This is a genomic window from Xanthomonas sp. NCPPB 3761 (assembly GCF_041475705.2).
In the GTDB taxonomy this organism is placed as follows: Bacteria; Pseudomonadota; Gammaproteobacteria; order Xanthomonadales; family Xanthomonadaceae; genus Xanthomonas; species Xanthomonas phaseoli.
Genome location: NZ_CM191262.1, coordinates 128246 through 146721, shown reverse-complemented (window position 1 = coordinate 146721; position 18476 = coordinate 128246). Strand labels below are relative to the sequence as shown.

Below are 18476 nucleotides of genomic sequence, written 5' to 3'. Positions count from 1 at the left end.
GGCCTAAAGCCTGAGTTAAGCGGCGGCGGAGCAGGTCGCTTTGAAAAAGTATTTAGATTCATTCGCCGGATTTGATGCGCTCGTTGATAGACATTAGCTCTTTAAGAAGACTTTTCGGGAGGCGTTTTCCGAATCTATCCATGATCATCTCAAAGGGCATGCCTGCTTTTGCCATCTCCAGTGCCTGTATATGAATCATATCTATCGGCATGTCTATCTCTCGCATACGATAGCGCTCCGTCTCATTTTCGAGACGGCGAATTCTCGAATTCATGATTCTGGTGTTTTCTAGAATTTCTCCGAGCACATCCTCCTTTGGCCGAGGCTTTGAAGGTGGTTGTGTCTCAGTGTTTGCAAGTATTGCATTAAATCGCCCCTCGAATTGAGGCCAATAAGTGTCGAACACCTGCTCGAGAATTCTATTGTCGAGCCCGTCGCTAGCCAAGGAGCCGTTCAATGTCTTCACGAGTCCAAGCACGCTCTCCCTATTAGGAAATGTGTGGTTGAACTGTGCCAACGGATTGATACGCCCAGGGTTCCGTAGACACTCAAGACCCTCGTTGCGCGTAGCGCCGTTCAAACTCTACAGGGGACAGGTCACCAGTTGAACCGTGGCGGCGGTTGGGGTTGTAGAACATCTCGATGTAGTCGAATACCTCGGCGCGTGCGGCGTCCTTGGTGGGATAGATTCGTCGCCTGATCCGCTCGCGTTTGAGCAGGCCGAAGAAGCTCTCCACGGGTGCGTTGTCGTGGCAGTTGCCACGCCGACTCATGCTGCACACCAAGCCATGGGACGCCAGGAAACTCTGCCAGTCATCGCTGGTGTAGACCGACCCTTGGTCTGAGTGAACCAAGCAACCAGCATTGGGTTTGCGCCGCCACACCGCAGACAACAAGGCCTGCACGACCAACTCGGTGTCGGCCCGATCGCGCATCGCCCAGCCGACGACCTGCCTGGAAAACAGATCGATCACCACAGCCAGGTACATCCAGCCTTCGTGCGTGCGGATGAAGGTGAAATCGCTCGCCCAGGCCGTGTCCGGCTCGGTCACGTCGAACTGTCGGTCAAGCAGGTTGGCCGCCGCCTTGCACTGCATCCCTCCATGGAAGCGCGGTTTGCGACCATAGCCCACCTGGGCACGCAATCCCTCGGCGCGCATCAATCGATGGGTAATCCCCCCACTTTTAGCGGTCGCCAGAAGTGGAGCTAAGCGGCCATCGCCAACTTCATGGCAGGCGTGATGCCGCCGAGCGCCATATTCGGACGCTCGTGGTTGTACGTCCATAGCCAGCGGGTGGCTTTGTCCTGCACCTGGTCGATGGTGTCGAACAGGGTTTGGGCGAGCCAGGCGTAGCGGATGGTGCGGTTGTAGCGTTCAACGTAGGCGTTCTGCTGTGGCTTGCCCGGCTGGATGTGCTCGACCCGGATACCATGCCGCTGCGCCCAGGACAGCAACGCGCCACTGATGTATTCAGGGCCGTTGTCGCAGCGGATCACGGCGGGCTTGCCGCGCCACTCGATGATCTGCTCCAGCGATCGGATCACACGGGCTGACGGCAGCGACAGATCCACCTCGATCCCCAGCCCCTCGCGATTGAAGTCGTCGAGCACATTGAACAGCCGGAAGCTGCGGCCGTCGGCCAACTGGTCGTGCATGAAGTCCATCGACCAGACCTGGTTGATAGCCTCCGGCACCGCCAGAGGCTCGGGCCGCTCACGCACCAGCCGCTTCCTCGGCTTGATCCGCAGGTTCAACTCCAGCTCGCGGTAGATCCGGTAGACCCGCTTGTGATTCCAGCCAAAGCCCTTCACGTTGCGCAGGTACAGGTAGCACAGGCCAAAGCCCCAGTCGCGATGGGCGGTCGTCAGGCGGACCAGCCAGTCGGCGATCCGGGCGTTCTGCTCGCTGGCCTTGGCCTGGTAGCGGAAGCAGGTCTCGCTCACCGCGAAGGCCTGGCAGGCGTGGCGGATGTTCGTACGCCCGCTCGTGACTGCCGATTGGGCCATCTCGCGTCGCTGAGATGGCCTCACCATTTTTTTGCGAGCGCTTCCTTCAGCAGGTCGGTACTGAGCTGCGCCTCGGCGTACATCTTCTTGAGCCGGCGGTTCTCCTCCTCCAGCTCCTTCATGCGCGCGACCATGGACACGTCCATGCCGCCGAACTTGCTGCGCCACTTGTAGAACGTGGCCGAGCTGATGCCGTGCTCGCGGCACAGCTCCGGCACGGGCGCACCGGCCTGGGCCTGCTTGAGCACGGCGATGATCTGGCTGTCGGTAAAGCGGGACTTCTTCATGGAACCTCCTCGGGAAAGGGGACGAGAAAATTCCACTTCTGGCGTCTGCTAATGGGCGGGGGGATTACCGAAGCACCCGATGGCGACTGCAACGCTCACCCAGATCGCGTAGATCCTTGGCGATCTTGCGATGCCCATACACACTGCCGCTGGCCAGCCAGTGGTGCTTGATCAGCCCCAGCAGGCGTTCGTCTTCCTTGGCGCGCTCACTGTCCGGCGACTTTAGCCACGCGTAGTATCCAGCCCGGTTCACCCGCAACACCCGGCACATCGCACACACCCTGAACTCCCCGCAGTGGGCTTGCATGAAGGCGTACTTTGCCTTTACCCCTTGGCAAAGTACGCGGCGGCCTTTTTTAGGATGTCGCGCTCCTCGGTCACTCGACGCAACTCTGCCTTCAGCCGCCGAACCTCGGCGCTCTGGTCCACCTCGGCGCGCTGTACCACGCCGGGCTTGCCGAACTTGCGCAGCCAGGCGTACAGGCTGTGCGTCGTGACACCCAGCCGCTCGGCGACGTCTGCCACCTTGAACCCACGATCCGTCACTTGCCGGACCGCCTCGATCTTGAACTCATCCGTATACCGCTTGCTGCTCATAGACATCTCCGAATCGACTATTTTCCATGGCCATGAGATGTCTAGGAAACCCTGGGCGTATCATCCCCTTGAATGTTGCTAGGTTTGCGGACTTGACAATTCAACCTCAACACAAGCAATCGTTCCGTCTTCGCATAAGGCAGGAGGAATTCCGCTGATCACTCCATTTGCATCATCGTATTCTCCGCCGCCATCAGTAATTATCTTGATTAGCTCCGCGCGCGTGTAGCGCCGCACGAACTCATAGGTGCGTTGAAGAGTAGATCGTTGAAGTGTTGGATCAAAATTATTATCGCCACAACTAATGACGGCATGCGGATATCTTTGACCATCAACATTGACCCAGCAAAGCACGTATCCGATACCCATAGTGGGAAGGTGAAACACTAACCGTGAGCAGTTCGCAAAGCAGTGATTCGCCACGACGTACTTCTTTGCTTCCCATTGGCACAATACGCCTTCGGGGATTGTAATGATTTTCATGGATTATCCTGAATCTTGTTCCACATGCCTAATGCCTAAATTAAGCTGCACTGCGAAGCGGAGTCGGCTTGACTAAATTTTTTAGCCCATCTTCGCTGTCAAACCAATGCGCCAGTTCATCAACTGGGTGAGATATTTCAATCTGGTCATCAGTCGTGAACATGCGGGCTTTGACGGCCCCAGTTCTGCCGCAAGTCGTATCCATGTTGCGGTCAAGTGTGGCAATCCACTTTTGCACGACTGGGTCGATCTTGCTCGTGTCTAGCTGATGAAGTCCTAGCGAAACATTATGAAGTTCTTCTGCAATGGACAATGCGCCCGTCCGTCCCTCACGTACCTGGCCTGCTGCAACCAGCGCCACCAGCAGTGCACCTGTCGCCGCGAGCATGACACCGGCAAGGCCGGCCAGCAGCTTCAGGAGTTTTTGATAGCGCATTCTTTGCGTTCTTGTTCTTGCATTACGCTGCACTTCCAAGTGGCGTTGGCTTGAAGCCTGCTAGGACTTGTGACGCCGATAGCGGTTGTTGGTACTCGTCCTGCGGTAGCTGCCACCCTTGTGCGAGGCACCGTGGCCTGCGCTGTAGTGACCGCCGTGACTGGTGGCGTGGTGCGTGCAGGCGGCCCTGACGCGCGCTTGCGCTGTTGGCGTAAACAAACCGAATGCGGCCACAGTCAGTGCCACGATGCTCCATGCCTTGCTCAACATTGTTTCTTCCCCCTGAAGAAATGTGTGGCTTTGTGGCTGCGTTACATGCTGCGTGACTTGATCCTCGCCGAGTTTTTGGGTTGCGTCAATGCGCTTGCGCGATTGATCGTTGGCTTTATCGGGTTTGCCCTCATCCGCCCTTCGGGCCCCTTCTCCCGCGTGCGGGAGAAGGGGTTGGTGTGCTGGGTTATTGGCTATTTTTTGCGGTTGCCGGCTTGGCCGGGGTGGGTAGAGCGAGTTTATTGTTGAGGTCGGTAATCTCTGGGGCGTTGCTTTCGGTCAGCACACGCAGGCGCGCGGTTTTTAGAGTTACCGCGTTGGTTAGTGGCAGGCGTACCTGGGTGGTGATTGGCTGCAGATTGCGTGGCGCGGCAAGCGCCGGAAACGCGCTCCGCGCCAACTCGCCACGCGTATCCTCCAGCACCACGAACCCCGCCGGTGCATCGGCATGGCCGAGGCTGTGCACGGTCACTTCGATCGCGTCTGCAGTCACCCGCACATCGCCATGGCCGATTCCCAGGTCCGGGCGCAGTTCGACCGGGGTTGTTGCTGCGATGCGTTCGAGTTGCAGGACGGTGGTGCGGCCTGCTGGAAAGTCGATGTCGATGGATGCGCTTTTTTCGAAAGCGACCTCTTGCGTCTTGGCGTTGCTGTCGAGCTTGCCGTCATTGCCTTTGCTTACACCCTGGGTGATGCGCCATTGGCCCGGGGCGACATTCCAGCCGGTCATGCTGGCGCGCTGGTTTTTATTCGAGGTGTTGTAGGCGATGACGGTGAAGCGGTCTTGCTGGGGTGCGGGGATGGCGATGGCCACTTGGGTGGCGGCCTCTGGGTCGTTGAAGCGCCAGCTCACGGTGTGGCCGGGGTAGGTCTGGTTGCGCTTGAGCGCCACGCCGCCTAGGCGTTCGCGTTGCAGGTTGACCGTGGGGGATTCCACGCGGTCGCTCCACCAGTGGCCTTCGGTGTTCATGTAGAAGTTCTGCAGTTTCTCTCTTGCCTCGCTGCGGTAAATGGCGGCGAGATAATCGAGATTGCCAGTTTGCTCCCAGGCCACGTGGTGCGGGAAGTCGGGGGCGCTGCCGTCGTCTTTATTTGCTGCATCGATGAGCTTGCCGCTCCAGTCGCTGCGCTTGCCCATGACGTCGAGGAAGTTTTCGTTGAGCAGCGAGAGGCCATTCGGGCCGCTGTTGGCGACGCGGTAGTTAATCGGCTTGAGATAGCGATCTTCGCCGGTGAAGCGGTAGGCGGCCCAGAAGGTGTGCAAGGTGTCGGCGCCGCCGCTGCCTTCGAACAGTTCGCCGCCGCGGGTTTTGCCGGTTTGCCAGTTGATCTCGTTGGGCAGCGCCCAGTTGCCCTTGGCGTTGGTGTAGGCGTGGGCGAGATAGCCGTCTGCCAGGCCGGTGACGATGCGGCGGCTGTTGGGGTCGGCGTTATAGCCGCCCAGCAGGATGGCCGGGTGCACGATGGGGAAGGAGTACGGTTTTTGCCATTGCCAGTTGGGTTCGCGGTAGACCTTGCGGCCGCCGAACCAGTTGCTGGCGAACAGCAGGTGACCTTGCGGGTTGACCTGGATGATGTTGTCGAAGGCTTTCACCGTTTCCATCAGGCGCTCGACGGTGCGCGGGTCGCCCCAGTTGAGGTACAGCAGGGCGCTGTTGAGGTTGATGCCTTCCTCATACGAGTGCAGCTCGTCGGTTTCGATGGTGGACAGGCCGTTGGTGAACATGCCGTTGCGGTAGTTGGCATCGGACAGCGCCAGCATGGAGGCGTTGAGCATGTCCGGGTCCACGCCCATCAGCGCGACGCCGGGCCATTGCTGCACCAAGTCCGAATCGTCGGAGATGCCGCCGCCGAAATCGCCATAGGCCACCTGGCGCTGCTCGATCCACCAGCGGATATAGCGACGGGTGGCGCTGAGGTCTTGCAGCTGCCAGAACGCCCAGGCGGGCACGCCCTTGGGCACGCTGGGCATCTCGACGGGCAAGGTGCCCTGGTTGGCGTAGCTGATGTCGTTCCAGTATTCGCGGCCGAGGGCGTGGTCCGGGTCGACGCGCAGTAAATCGGTGATGTCGGCATCCAGGCGTTTGTAGAGCAGCTGGCGCTTGGAGGTGGTGTGTTCTTCCACCAGAAAGCCCCAGTTGTCCTTGACCTGGTTGAAGCGGTCGGCGACGTGCTCTTTGATGGCCTCATTGCGCGGTTTGAACACCAGCTGCAGCTGGGTGCCATCGAGCGCGTTGGCGTCGAAGCCGGGTGCGGCGGCGGCGATGCTGAGCATCAGGCTGTCGTTGCTGAGGATTCTGTCGCGCAGGTCCAGCCACAGCGTGCGGGCCTGGCCGGGGGCGACGGCGACCGAGACGTCGATCATGTCGCGCGCGGGCCAGATGGGGTCCTTGATGCGGATGTTGAGCGGGATGCTGCCGTTGTGGGTGGCCGGCAGGTTCAGCGCCGGCAGGGTGATGGCGATGCCGTCCAGGCCGTCGTGCATGTTCTCCCAGCCGTAGGACCAGCTGCGCATCAGCGCCTGGTCCGGCGGCGGGTCGCCCAGGCTGGACGGCACCAGGATGTGCACGATGGGTTGCTGCGCGCTTGCTGCGGCCTTGTCGCTGGGGCGCTTGCGGGCGGGCGCCTTCGTAGGCAGCGCGATCACGGTCTGGCGCTCGCCCGACGGGTAGCGGCCTGCGATGACAGCGCGCAAGGGGGCGAGGTTGTCGTAGTCGGGCTGGATGTCGCTGCGCACGGTGTAGCTGAGTTGCGCGCTGCCGTTGGGCACCTGCCCCGGCTGCACGTCGTAGGCCCAGATTTCCTGGATGGGGGTTTCCTGCGCGGTGTTGGCAAAGCGCAGCGTGCCGCCGCGGCGCTCGGGGAACTGGTCCACGCTGCGCACCGCGCCTTGGCTACGTGCGAACAGCGGTTGCGGTGGTGCGTTGGGCGCGGCGTACGTGGCTTGGCCGTAAGCGGCGCCGCGCAGCTCGATGCGGTTGAAAGGCTCGTCCGGCAAGGTGAGGTCGAGCGCTTTTCCGCCTTCGACGTAGGTGTTCCAGTCGGGCAACTGGAAGTAGTCGTTGCGGCCGGGCAGGCGCGAGCGGTTATAGACGCCGGGCCAGGTGGTTTCGGCGATGCCGTCGGTGGCCTTCCACATCCATTGCTTGAGGTCGCGCGCGTCGGTGAATTCCACCTTGCGGATGCGGGTGACCGGTGCGGTGAGTGCAGGCGGTGCGTGGCCGTTGTCCCAGCCGTAGCGATGCAGGAAGGCGGCGTGTTGCGCGTCTGCAGCGATCGCGGGTGCGGTGGTGGGTTCTTGCAGGCGTGCGAGCGCGCTGGCGCCTGCGCCATCGAGCATGCGGTCGTAGATGCGGATCTCGTCGAAGTCGCTGCCGCGCAAAAAGTTGTAGCGGCTCTGCACCTGGTGCGGCGACATCACCCGGCCGGCCAGGCCGAATTGGTCCAGTGCCGCGTCGAAGTCGAGCGCGCCACCGTTGGCGCAAGGCGCACCGCAATCTGCGCGCGCAGCTTCCTTGCCGTCCACATACAGGCGCACGCCGCGGGTTTCGTCCCAGGCAAACGCAATGTGAGTCCAGTCGCTGGGCTTTGGCAGCGTGTCGAGCTTGAACGAAACGCGGGTACGCGCGAGGTTGGCGTCGGTGACGAAGGCGTCGAAGCCGTGGCCGTTCCAGTCGATGCGCAGCCAGGCCATGTCCCAGCTGGTGTGGTCGGCGTAGCCGACGCGGAAGATCACGAACGGCGCTTCGCCGACCGGGTAACGCGACCGCCAGAAGAAGCTGAGCGTACCGCGCTGGGTGTAGAGGTTGCCGGGGGCATTCCACGACAGCACGCCGTCGTCGGCCCATTCGATGGCGTTGCCGCGTTTGCCGGTGGGCACCAGCGCGATCTTGTCGCGGAAGTTGGGCACGCCATCGCCGCGGGCGACATCGGCCTGCAGGCTCTGGTCGGCCGAGACGCGGAACAACATCTCCGGTGCATCGGCAGCGGCCGCACACACCGGCAGCGCAATCAACACCAGCACACTCATCCACCACTTCTGCACGCTCACTGCCTGACTCCTCAAAAAGCATCGCCGCACGGGGTCACCGCGCGGCGAATATTCGATACTGCATGGTGTTGGCAGCCCCACGCCGGCACGGGTCTGCCACCTGTCTTGGCCGGCGCCGCGATGGCCTGCATAGCCTACGCGGCGCCAGCGTGCCCGTGCATCGCACCTTCGTCACCACTGCATGCGCGTTGATGACCAGGGCGGTGCGTTGTGCACTACGCGAGCGGGGTGCAATGCGCCACTGCGTTGCGTGCAGCGGCGTGCGGCCAGCGTGCGTCGTACAGATGCATTGCAACGTCGATCTCTCGCCCGCGACGCGATATCCGTCGCGGGCAGAGATCACCTGGAGCACCTTGGCTGCACTCAGAACTTGTAGCGCAGGCCCAGCAGGTACTGACGGCCGGTTTCGGTGTACTGCAGCGGCAACTCACCGGTTTGCGGCGACCACACCCATTCGTCGGAGGCTTCGTTGGTGAGGTTGATGCCCTCCAGGCTCAGCTCCAGCTGCTTGCTGATCTTGTAGCGCAGCGAGGCGTCGATCATGGTGGTGCCGGTCATGCCGTGCACGCCATCGACGTTGAATCCCGCTTCCGTGCCGGGGGCCTGGGTCAGGTAATCGTCACGATTGGTGGCCGAGATGCGGCCGGCGAAGGACTCGCCCTCGTAGAACAAGGTCGCATTCCACGACGAGCGTGACAGCCCGGTCAGGTCGTTCTTCATCACCGGAGCGCCGGTGCTGGACAGGTACTGGATCTGCGAATCCACCCAGGTGTAGTTCAATTGCACGCCCAGGTTGGCCCACTTGCCCGGCAGGAACGTAAATGGCTGGACATAGTTCGCTTCCACGCCCTTCAACTCGCCACCGGGTGTATTCAACGGAATGCTGAAGGTGAAGTCGTCGTTGATGCTGGCGCCGGTGCCATCCAGCAACGAAGCCGGCAGGCCACTGCTGGAATACGGGCGCACTTCGCGTGCGGTCTGGATGAAACTTTCGATGTCCTTGTAGAACACGCCGACGCCCAGCATCGCGCCTTCGTTGAAGTACCACTCCAGGCCAAGGTCGACATTGGTGGCTTCGATCGGATCCAGATCCGGGTTGCCGCCGGACACGGTGCGTGCGCCACCTGCCACGGCCACGGTCACGCCGGGCGTGAGGCTGCCCAGGCCGGGACGCGACATCACCTTGGCCGCGCCCAGACGCAGCAGCAGGTCGGGCGCGAGCTCGGCCACCAGGTTGAACGAGGGCAACGTGTTGTTGTACTTGCGGCCCACCGTGGTCAGCGCCGGTGCGTTGTTGATCAACGCGTAGCCGGTGGATTCCTGCTCGGTGCGCACGTAGCGCACGCCGAAATTACCCGACAGCGGGATGGAGCCCAGGTCGGTGGAGAACTCGCCCATCAACCAGACGCCGCGGTCCTTTTCTTCGACGCTGCGGGTGTTGTTGGCACGTGGCGCCACGGCATAGGTGCCGCTGTTGCTGTAGATGCCGAGCTGGTTGGCCACTGCATCCAGGTTGGGGACGACCCAGTTGGACGGGCTGCCGTTGATGCCCTTCAGGCCGGCCTGCTCGGTGAGGTCCGTCGGCACGATGCGGGTGCCATTGGCAAAGGTCGGCACCGACACTTCGCTGGCGCGGCGCAGTTCAACCGTGCTGAAGGTGTAGTCCTTGGCCAGCACGCCACCCTTGAGGCGGAAACCGGGGCTGATGTTCCAGTTGAAGTCGATCTGCGCCGTATCGAAATCGTTGTCCACCGTCTGCGGACGCAGGCGGATTTCGGCCAGTTCCCACCCGGCAGGATTGGTCGGGTCGATGCCGTAGTTCAGCACCGGCGCGCGGTTGTTGCCGCGATAGTCGTAGCTGTACCCGTCGACGTCGTACTTGTCCATGATGATGGTGGTCTGCACCGGGTTCTCGTGCGCCGAGCGCGAGGTACCGACACGGCCGGACACGGAGAAGGCATCGCTGAAGCGGTGCTCCAGATCCAGGCTGACCTGCTTGAACTCGGTGTTCCACTCGTCGTGGCGGTTTTCCGAGCGGATATCGACGTTGTCGAATTCGCCGTACACCAGCGCGTTGTTGCGGATCTCACCATTGCGCACGATGGTGGCCGGCTTGCCGTCGCGGTCGGCGCGCCGCGGCGTGCCGCTGTCGCGACCGCGGCTGAAGGAGATGGCCTCGATGTAATGCTCATCGCGCGTGGCGTCGATCTTGGAGTACAGCGCGTCCAGCGAGATGGTGGTGCGGTCGGTGGGCTTCCACTGCAACGACCCGGTCACGCCCAGGCGCTGCTGGTCGTGTTCCATCTGCACATAACGCGGGAAGCGCGGGTGATACACGTCGGCCGAGCGCGCAGCGGCGTAGGGCGAGGCCGCACTGAAGTTGCCGTTGCTGGTCCCATTGGCCCAGCGGCCGGTGTTGGAGCCTTCTTCCAGTACCTGACGCTCGGTGTAGGCCACCGACAGCAAGGCGCCGAAGGTGTTGTCGGCCCAGGTATTGGCGATCAACGCGGCCACACGCGGGTTGGCCTTCTCGGCCATGGCGTTGTAGGCCGCCTGGCCACTGGCGGCAAACGTAAAGCCGCTGTAGTCGAACGGGCGCGCGGTGCGCAGGTCGACGGTGGCGCCCAGCGAGCCCTCTTCCACATCGGCCGAGGCCGTCTTGCGGGCGATCAGCTGCGAGAACAGGTCCGAGGCGAAAACGTTGAAGTCGAAGCCGCGGCCGCGGTTGGTGCCGCCGCTCTGGTCGCCGGCGCCCACGGTGGTGAGCGCTTCCATGCCGTTGATGCGCACGCGGGTGAATTCCGGGCCCAAGCCACGCACCGTGATGGCGCGGCCTTCGCCGGCGTCGCGGGTGATCACCACGCCAGGAATGCGCTGCAGCGACTCGGCCAGGTTGAGGTCGGGGAACTTGCCGATGTCTTCGGCGACGATGGCATCGACCACGCCGGCTTCGCCGCGCTTGATGTCCAGCGCCTTTTCGACGCTGGCGCGGTAACCGGTCACCGTGACCGTGTCCAGGTCGACGGCGGGCTCGGCGGGCGATTGGGCAGTGTCTTGTGCGGCAGCCTGGCCGCTCAGCGCCAGCCCGATCGACAGCGCAAGCAAGGTAACCGGTGTCTTCCGGCTGGTGGTCCGAAATTGCATGTCCTCCCCTCCCAAGGGTCCATGAACAATGTGAAATAGCGGGTTGAGCGCGGCAATGACACCGCTGGTCAAAACGACGTTACCAGCTGAATCGTCCCGTAACATCTTGCAGCGCAGCAGAAAACGCCATCAAATTTCCGAAAAACCGGTGCAAGCCGTCACTTCACGTCGCATCATGGCCGTAGCAGCCGGCATTTCGCGCCGGCTAGAATGACACCGATGGTCATCCCAGTGCACGACGGCGCCCCCACCTGTCACGCACCACCCAGCCGAGGTAATTGCCGCATGAGCCGTGCCCGTATCCTGTGTTTTGGCGAGTTATTGCTGCGCCTGGGGGCGCCTGGTCATGAGCTCCTGCTGCAGCAGCTTCGGCTGGAGGTGCACTGCGGCGGCGCAGAGGCCAATGTGGGCGTCTCGCTGGCACATTTCGGCCATGAGGTGGCCATGGTCAGCACGGTGGCGGACAACCCGTTGGGTACCGCGGTGCTGGGCGAACTGCGCCGGCACGAGGTGGATACCCGCCACGTGCGGCGGGTGGATGGCCGCATGGGCTTGTATTTCCTGACCACCGGTGCGATCCATCGCCCCAGCGAAGTGATCTACGACCGCGCCGACTCGGCGTTTGCGCTGGCACCGGCCGATGCCTACGACTGGCCGGCCCTGCTGGACGGCGTGCAGTGGCTGCACCTGTCCGGGGTGAGCCCGGCATTGGGCGCCGAGGTGGCGCAGGCCACGCTGGCGGCGGCACGTGCCGCACGCGCGGCCGGGGTGAAGGTGTCGTTCGACGGCAATTACCGGCCCAAGTTGTGGCAACGCTGGCAGGGCGACGCACGCGGCATCCTGCATCAGCTGTTTGCCTGCGCGGACGTGGTGTTTGCCGACTACCGCGACATTGGCGTGGTGCTGGGCGGCGAGTTTGCCCAGGACACGCTGGAAGCGCGCGTGGAAGCGGCCGCCCGGCAAGCCTTCGCGGCGTTTCCGCAGCTGCAGTTGATGGCTTGCACGCAACGCGTGGCGCACAACGTGGACCACCACAGCCTGGGCGCGATGCTGGTGCCGCGCGCCGGTGCGATGGCGCGTGCGCCCAGCGAAGAACTCACCCCCATCATCGACCGCATTGGCGGCGGCGACGCGTTTGCGGCCGGCGTGCTGCACGGCCTGATCGAGGGATGGTCGCTGGAGGACACGGTGCGCTTCGGCCTGGCCGCCGGCTGTCTGAAGCACTCGATTCCAGGCGACTTCAATCCGCTGTCGGTGGCCGACGTGCAGGCCTGCGTGGGCGATGCGCGGTTCGATGTGCGGCGGTGACGCGCTGGGAATCGGGATTGGGGAATCGGGAATCGGAAGAGCGCTGGATTTCTGCGCTTTTTCTAAAGTTGCTAATCACAGCGCGCGTTCTCTAATGACGAGCACGCGTTGTGTGGCAGCAGGCGTGGTCTGCGGGCAGTGGGCAGATGCTCGCTAGGTGTTGTCTGCAGCGCTCACGGGTTTCAAGCCGGTCTGCGTGCGCGGCGTTTGTTGATAATCCATGCCATTGCGGTACTCACCAACACCACGCAGACCGATGCCGGAATGCTGAAGAACGACGCAATCAACAGCGCGTTTTGCCACGGCAGTGCCGAGCCGTCCTGCATCACCACGGCGCAGACCACGGTCGTGGTGATCAGCAGATTGATCAGTGCTTTGAGCGCGCCGTGCATCCGGATAATCCGCAACAGCACGGCGCAGACGCCACTGACCAGAAAGGCAAGGACGAGATGGGCGATGAGTTTGTCCATTGGGGGCGGAGATTTGGGATTAGGGAGTGGGGATTCGTCACAGCAAAGGCAACCAGCATCGCGTGCCGGTTGTCCTTGCCGCAAAACGTTCGGGTCCGCCGAAGATCAGCGATGCAGCCATCCACCGCCCTTGCGAATCCCTAATCCCCAATCTCTAATCCCGGCAATCAAGCCAACTCGATGCAATCGAAGGCGACATCCGTCGCCACGTCGGCGTCGTAATCCACGTCGCTGCGCTCGAAGCCGAACAGCTTGAGGAACTCGTGCTTGTAGCCGGCATAGTCGGTGAGCTCGAACAGGTTCTCGGTGGTGACCTGCGGCCACAATGCCTTGCAGGCGTCCTGCACGTCGTCGCGCAGTTCCCAGTCGTCCAGGCGCAGGCGATTTTCGTCGTCCACCTGCGCCGGCTGGCCGTCTTCGCGGTACAGGCGCTCGCGGAACAGGCGGTCGAGCTGCTCGATGGTGCCTTCGTGCAAGCCCTTCTCCTTCATGATCTTGTAGACCATGGAGATGTACAGCGGCATCACCGGAATGGCCGCGCTGGCCTGGGTGACCACCGATTTGAGCACCGCCACATTGGCGCCGCCACCGTGCTTGGCCAGGCGTGCGTTCAAGCGCTGCGCGGTGTGGTCCAGGTCGACCTTGGCCTTGCCGAGTGCGCCATGCCAGTAGATCGGCCAGGTGATTTCGGTGCCGATATAGCTGAAGGCCACGCTGCGTGCGCCATCGGCCAGCACGCCGGCGCCGTCCAGCGCATCGATCCACAGTTCCCAATCCTGCCCGCCCATCACGGTGACGGTATCTTCGATCTCCTGCTCGGTGGCCGGCTCGATCGAGGCCTGGATGATGGTGTCCTTGTTGGTGTCGATGGCGGTGGCTGTGTAGGTCTGCCCGATCGGCTTGAGCGCCGAGCGCTTCACTTCGCCGCTGCCCGGCAGCTTGCGCACCGGCGAGGCCAGCGAATACACCACCAGGTCGACCTGCCCGCCCATCTCGGTCTTGATCAGCTCGATCACCTTCGCGCGCGCGGCATCGGAAAACGCGTCGCCATTGATCGACTTGCTATACAGCCCGGCCGCCTTGGCATGTTTGTCGAAGGCGGCCGAGTTGTACCAGCCGGCAGTGCCGGCCTTGCTCGCGGTGCCGGGCTTTTCGAAGAACACGCCCAGCGTGTCCGCACCGAACCCGAAGGCAGCGGTGATGCGCGAGGCCAGGCCGTAGCCGCTGGACGCGCCGATCACCAGCACCTTCTTGGGGCCGTCAGTGCGTACGCCGCGCGCACGCGTTGCGGCGATCTGCTCGAGCACATTGCGCTCGCAGCCAAGCGGATGCGTGGTGGTGCAGATGAAGCCGCGCACTTTGGGATGGATGATCAACGTGGACTCCTGGTCAGCAAGATGCTGGCGGCATCTTAGTGCGTGTGGCGCGCGCGAAACAGCCTGATGCGTAAACACACGCCGCTGTATGGAAGCGCAGGAGGTCCGCGGCACGGCGGCCTGACGCCAGCACCTGCGCGCACCCAGCAACGAACAGCGACCACAATCGACTTTCGCGGCAGCGAGCTGTGCTACGTTTTCGCCTGCCGTGCCGTGCCTGGCCGCGCCTGATGGCGATTGTCGAGGCCCCTTCCAGTTGTGCGACCGGTATTTGAGCGATGTCTCTTCGAAGCGAGCGCGTCACGCAGCTGGGCTCCGTTCCGCGGTTCCGTCTTGGGCCATTGCTGGTCGAGCCGGAGCGGCTGACGCTGATCGACGACGGCCAGACCATCACGCTGGAACCGCGCATGATGGAAGTGCTGATCGCGCTGGCCGAGCGCGCCGGCGAGGTCATCAGCGCCGAGCAGTTGTTGATCGAGGTGTGGCACGGCAGCTTCTACGGCGATAACCCGGTGCACAAGACCATCGCCCAGCTGCGCCGCAAGCTCGGCGACGACAGCCGCCAGCCGCGCTTTATCGAAACCATCCGCAAGCGTGGCTACCGGCTGTTGCCGAAGGTGGTGTTTCCCGACGATTACCGCGGCGCGGTGATCGGCACGCAGGCGTGGGCGCATGGCAACCCGTACATGGGGCTGCAGGCATTCGACCCGGCACATGCAGACGTGTTCTTTGGCCGCAGCCACGCCATTGCGCAGGTGCTGGGCGCGTTGCGCGCGCAATTGCACAGCCAGCGCGGACTGGTGCTGGTGAGCGGCGCCAGCGGCTGCGGCAAGACCTCGTTGCTGCGCGCCGGCGTGGTGCCGTTGCTGTGCCAGCCCGGCGGCCTGGATGGGCTGGAGGCCATCGCGGTGGCGTACTGCAACCTGGCGCAATCCCGCGGCGGCGATGTGCTGGAGACGCTCGCACGCGCATTGGGCAATGGGCACCAGGCGAACGCGCGGTGTTGTCGCCGGCGCAGATGGCACGCCTGCCCGAATGGCTGCAGCAACCTGCGCCGCTGCACGCGGCCATCGACGAGGCGATGCGCCAAACCGGCCCAGCGCGCGAGAACGTGCACACCCAGCGCCATCTGCTGCTGGTCATCGACCATGCCGAAGCGATGGTGGCCACGCCCGGCATCACGGCCGCCGACCGCGCTGCGCTGGCGGCAGCGATGCACGCGCTGTGCGCCAGCGCGCACGTGGCCGTGCTGATGCTCACCCGCAGCGATTTTTATCCGCGCCTGATCGATGCACTGCCGGACATCGTCGAGCTCAAACGCGGCGATGGGCACGTGGATCTGCTGCCGCCACGCGATGGCGAGATCGGCCAGATCATCCGCGTGCCGGCAGCGATGGCCGGGCTGCGCTTCGAAGAAGACCACAGCGGTGCCGGTCGCCTGGACGATGTACTGCGCGATGCCACCACGCGCCAGCCCGATGCGTTGCCGTTGCTGCAACATCTGCTGCATGCCCTGCATGCGCAGCGCAGCGACGACGGCGTGCTGACGTTCGCCGCGTATCGCGCCCTGGGCGGCCTGGAAGGCGCGCTGGCGCATCATGCCGAGCAGACCTTTCGCGCATTGCCGTCCGATGCGCAGGCCGCGCTGGGCGAGGTGCTGGCGCTGCTGAGCGTGATCCACCCCGACAGCGATGCCGTCACCGCGCGGCGTGCGCTGTGGTCGGCCCTGCCGGCCAGCAGCCCAGCGCGCGTGCTGGTGGATGCGTTCGTGCATGCGCGTTTGTTCGTCAGCGAGCTGGTGGCCGGCGAGCCGGGCTTTGCGGTCGCGCACGAAGCCTTATTGCGGCAGTGGCCGCGTGCGGCCGAGTGGATCCATGAAAACCGCCGCCTGCTACAGGCGCGCAAGCGGCTGCAACTGGCGGCGCAACGCTGGGCCGCCGAAGGCCGGCGCAGCGATCACTTGCTCAACAGCGGCCGCCCGCTGAGCGAAGCACGCGAGGCTGCGCGACGCATGCCGCAGGATCTGGACGCACTGGAACATGCCTTCCTGCGCGCCTGCGAACGCTCGCAACGCCAGCGCCGCGGCCTGTACGCCGCCGCCACCTTGCTGGTGGTGCTGGCCAGCGCCTCGCTGCTGCTCGGCTGGCGGGCGCGCCAGGCCCAGCAGGTGGCCGAACAACGCCGCGATCAAGCGCAGCAACTGGTGGGCTACATGCTGGGCGATCTGGCCGAGCAGTTGCGCACCGTGGGCAACCTGAAATTGCTCGACAGCGTGGGCAGCCGTGCACTGCGGTATCTGGAAGATTTGCCCAGTGCCGAGATGCACACCGGTGATTTGATCAACCACGCCCGTGCCCTGCGCACCACCGGCGAAGTGTTGATGAACCAGGGCAAGGTGAAAGAGGCCCATGCCGCGTTCACGCGTGCCGCCGCTACCGCCGAACAGGCGCGCACGCAGGCGCCAGATGCATTGGAAGCGCAGGCGGAAACCGGACAGGCCGCGTACTGGCTCGGCTATTTGGCGTATCAGGCCAAGCAGCTGCCGTTGGCGCGTACGCACTGGTTGCAGTATCTGGGGGCCTGCGAACACTTGGTACGCGCAGCTCCACAGGATCCGCGCTGGCAACTGGAGTTGTCGTATGCGCTGAACAACCTGGGCACCTTGTCCAGAAGCGAAGGTCACACCACTGCGGCGATCGAGTTCTTTGCACGTTCCATCGCACTCAAGCGCCAGGTACTGGCGCGCACGCCGGATAACGCGGCAGTCCGCTACGAACTCGTCGACAGCCTGTCTTGGCTAAGCCTTGCGCAGGAAAATCAGGGCTTGCTGGCGCCAGCAGAACAAGGCTACCGCGAGCAGATCGCGGTGTTGCGCGTGTTGGTGAAGAACGATCCGGATGCCAATGCGTGGCGACGGCGCATGGCCACCTCGTTGCTACGCACCTCCAATCTGGCGCTGGCGCGCGGCCACCTTGCGCAGGCGCAGGCCGACGCGCAGGCCAGCGTGGACATCCTGGAACCGCTGGTCGCGCTGCAGCCGGACAACCGGACGTGGCAACGCGATCTGGCGCATGCCTACGCGCAGGCCGGTTGGGTTGCCGCGCTGGACGGGCGCGCCGATGCTGCCACCCGCCAACTCACCCAGGCGCGGCAGACGCTGGCAGGCGTGCTGCAGCGACAACCGCTGCCGGAGTGGCAATGGCTGGATGCCATCATTGCGCTGCGCTTGAACCGGGTGCAGGGGCTGCATGGCAGCGAGCAAACCTCCAGCCTGGCGGCGATCGTGGCGCGGCTGGACGCCTTGCATCGGTCCAGGCCCGCCGATCTGCTCGGCGTCTCGGCGCTGGCGCATGCCCTGGTTTGGTATGGCGAACAACTGGACGCCAGCGGCGATCACGTCGGTGCACGCGCCGCCTGGCAACGCACGGTGGCAGTGCTCGGCGCCGATATCGGCAATAGTCGCGACAAGACCTTGCTCGACCCCTGGATTCGCGCACAGATCCATCTGGGTCGGCGCGCTGCCGTGACGCAACAGCTCGGATGGCTGTATCAAGCGGGCTACCGCCACCCGGGATTCGTTTCCCTCTATGCCCCGCTCTTCAAGGAATCACCAACGTCATGACCGATCCCAAGATCATCCCCATCGAACTGACCGTGGCGCACGTGGGCTTCGGCGGCAATACCGGCAGGGGCACCTACTTCTACAGCTTCTCGCCGGACCTGCTCATCTGTGGCAAAGGCGAACAGGGCGTGACCCTGCGCTATGCGTTCTGCAAATCGGTGCCCCACCGCTTCAAGATCATCAGCCTGCTGAATTCCGATTCGACGGGGCAGATCGGCCCGGCGAAAATTGACCCCAACGGCAGTTGGGTAGAGGTGGTCAATGCCAATAAAGACCAGACCCTGATCTTTTTCAGCGTGGTGGTGAAAGATACCCACACCGGCGCGCATTTCAGCTGCGACCCCCAGGTCGGCAACGACCCGGAAATTTCGCCGACCGAATTCGGGCGTCACTGATCCTTGCGTCCATTTCCGTCCGACGGTTC

At 63.5% G+C, this 18476-nt stretch carries 13 protein-coding genes and 2 pseudogenes; 4 read left to right on the top strand and 11 right to left on the bottom strand.

Annotation, left to right across the window (positions count from 1 at the left end):
• Window positions 1–58: 58 nt before the first annotated feature.
• The 9 genes and pseudogenes from ACCQ00_RS00650 to ACCQ00_RS00610 form a co-directional block, all read right to left on the bottom strand.
• Window positions 59–517: a hypothetical protein gene (locus tag ACCQ00_RS00650; protein ID WP_150115864.1), complete on the bottom strand. Its 459-nt coding sequence runs from the start codon at window positions 515–517 to the stop codon at window positions 59–61.
• A gap of 31 nt (window positions 518–548) precedes the next feature.
• Window positions 549–1166, bottom strand: a pseudogene (locus ACCQ00_RS00645) (IS3 family transposase); the annotation flags it as partial.
• 41 nt (window positions 1167–1207) lie between these two features.
• Window positions 1208–2295 (bottom strand): IS3-like element ISXac2 family transposase gene (locus tag ACCQ00_RS00640; protein ID WP_087944778.1). Its coding sequence is split into 2 segments (ribosomal slippage): window positions 1208–2043 and window positions 2043–2295, totalling 1089 coding nucleotides; the frame shifts between segments, so codons are not numbered across the junction.
• A gap of 67 nt (window positions 2296–2362) precedes the next feature.
• Window positions 2363–2892, bottom strand: a pseudogene (locus ACCQ00_RS00635) (transposase); the annotation flags it as partial.
• Window positions 2893–2970: 78 nt separating this feature from the next.
• On the bottom strand, window positions 2971–3375 hold the full coding sequence (locus ACCQ00_RS00630) for a hypothetical protein (protein WP_145999012.1): 405 nt from the start codon (window positions 3373–3375) through the stop codon (window positions 2971–2973).
• A gap of 40 nt (window positions 3376–3415) precedes the next feature.
• Entirely contained in the window at window positions 3416–3811 is a 396-nt protein-coding gene (locus ACCQ00_RS00625; protein ID WP_039584253.1) for a hypothetical protein, read from the bottom strand.
• A 60-nt stretch (window positions 3812–3871) separates the two neighbouring features.
• The gene (locus tag ACCQ00_RS00620; RefSeq protein ID WP_162292409.1) at window positions 3872–4081 is read right to left on the bottom strand and encodes a hypothetical protein; all 210 of its coding nucleotides are present in this window, start codon (window positions 4079–4081) and stop codon (window positions 3872–3874) included.
• A 187-nt stretch (window positions 4082–4268) separates the two neighbouring features.
• Entirely contained in the window at window positions 4269–8111 is a 3843-nt protein-coding gene (locus ACCQ00_RS00615) for a LamG-like jellyroll fold domain-containing protein (RefSeq protein ID WP_039584255.1), read from the bottom strand.
• A gap of 384 nt (window positions 8112–8495) precedes the next feature.
• A complete protein-coding gene (locus tag ACCQ00_RS00610; RefSeq protein WP_039584251.1) occupies window positions 8496–11276 on the bottom strand; it encodes a TonB-dependent receptor in 2781 nt (926 codons plus the stop codon).
• Between the two features lie 285 nt (window positions 11277–11561).
• Here ACCQ00_RS00610 and ACCQ00_RS00605 point away from each other — a divergent pair, with 285 nt between their 5' ends.
• Entirely contained in the window at window positions 11562–12584 is a 1023-nt protein-coding gene (locus tag ACCQ00_RS00605; RefSeq protein WP_039584249.1) for a sugar kinase, read from the top strand.
• A gap of 182 nt (window positions 12585–12766) precedes the next feature.
• Here the strand turns inward: ACCQ00_RS00605 and ACCQ00_RS00600 are convergent, their stop codons facing one another.
• Both ACCQ00_RS00600 and fabV read right to left on the bottom strand, forming a co-directional pair.
• Window positions 12767–13054, bottom strand: a complete 288-nt coding sequence (locus ACCQ00_RS00600; protein WP_039584247.1) for a hypothetical protein — start codon at window positions 13052–13054, stop codon at window positions 12767–12769.
• Window positions 13055–13221: 167 nt separating this feature from the next.
• Window positions 13222–14430, bottom strand: a complete 1209-nt coding sequence (fabV, locus tag ACCQ00_RS00595) for an enoyl-ACP reductase FabV (protein ID WP_039575331.1) — start codon at window positions 14428–14430, stop codon at window positions 13222–13224.
• A 278-nt stretch (window positions 14431–14708) separates the two neighbouring features.
• On the opposite strand from fabV, the gene ACCQ00_RS00590 reads away from it, so the two are divergent.
• From ACCQ00_RS00590 to ACCQ00_RS00580, 3 genes are read left to right on the top strand one after another with little or no spacing between them, the layout of a single operon-like run.
• The gene (locus ACCQ00_RS00590; RefSeq protein WP_372354040.1) at window positions 14709–15683 is read left to right on the top strand and encodes an nSTAND1 domain-containing NTPase; all 975 of its coding nucleotides are present in this window, start codon (window positions 14709–14711) and stop codon (window positions 15681–15683) included.
• A complete protein-coding gene (locus tag ACCQ00_RS00585) occupies window positions 15566–18052 on the top strand; it encodes an nSTAND1 domain-containing NTPase (protein ID WP_372354136.1) in 2487 nt (828 codons plus the stop codon). The genes ACCQ00_RS00590 and ACCQ00_RS00585 overlap by 118 nt, the downstream gene beginning before the upstream one ends.
• Window positions 18049–18447, top strand: coding sequence for a hypothetical protein (locus tag ACCQ00_RS00580; RefSeq protein ID WP_039575328.1), 399 nt, complete (start codon window positions 18049–18051; stop codon window positions 18445–18447). The genes ACCQ00_RS00585 and ACCQ00_RS00580 overlap by 4 nt, the downstream gene beginning before the upstream one ends.
• The last annotated feature ends 29 nt before the right edge of the window (window positions 18448–18476 follow it).

What these genes read in the sequence shown, in the direction of transcription:
- ACCQ00_RS00630 (WP_145999012.1), bottom strand. Translation starts at nt 3,375, where the DNA reads ATGAAAATCATTACAATCCCCGAAGGCGTATTGTGCCAATGGGAAGCA.
- ACCQ00_RS00625 (WP_039584253.1), bottom strand. Translation starts at nt 3,811, where the DNA reads ATGCGCTATCAAAAACTCCTGAAGCTGCTGGCCGGCCTTGCCGGTGTC.
- ACCQ00_RS00620 (WP_162292409.1), bottom strand. Translation starts at nt 4,081, where the DNA reads ATGTTGAGCAAGGCATGGAGCATCGTGGCACTGACTGTGGCCGCATTC.
- ACCQ00_RS00615 (WP_039584255.1), bottom strand. Translation starts at nt 8,111, where the DNA reads ATGAGTGTGCTGGTGTTGATTGCGCTGCCGGTGTGTGCGGCCGCTGCC.
- ACCQ00_RS00610 (WP_039584251.1), bottom strand. Translation starts at nt 11,276, where the DNA reads ATGCAATTTCGGACCACCAGCCGGAAGACACCGGTTACCTTGCTTGCG.
- ACCQ00_RS00605 (WP_039584249.1), top strand. Translation starts at nt 11,562, where the DNA reads ATGAGCCGTGCCCGTATCCTGTGTTTTGGCGAGTTATTGCTGCGCCTG.
- ACCQ00_RS00600 (WP_039584247.1), bottom strand. Translation starts at nt 13,054, where the DNA reads ATGGACAAACTCATCGCCCATCTCGTCCTTGCCTTTCTGGTCAGTGGC.
- ACCQ00_RS00590 (WP_372354040.1), top strand. Translation starts at nt 14,709, where the DNA reads ATGTCTCTTCGAAGCGAGCGCGTCACGCAGCTGGGCTCCGTTCCGCGG.
- ACCQ00_RS00580 (WP_039575328.1), top strand. Translation starts at nt 18,049, where the DNA reads ATGACCGATCCCAAGATCATCCCCATCGAACTGACCGTGGCGCACGTG.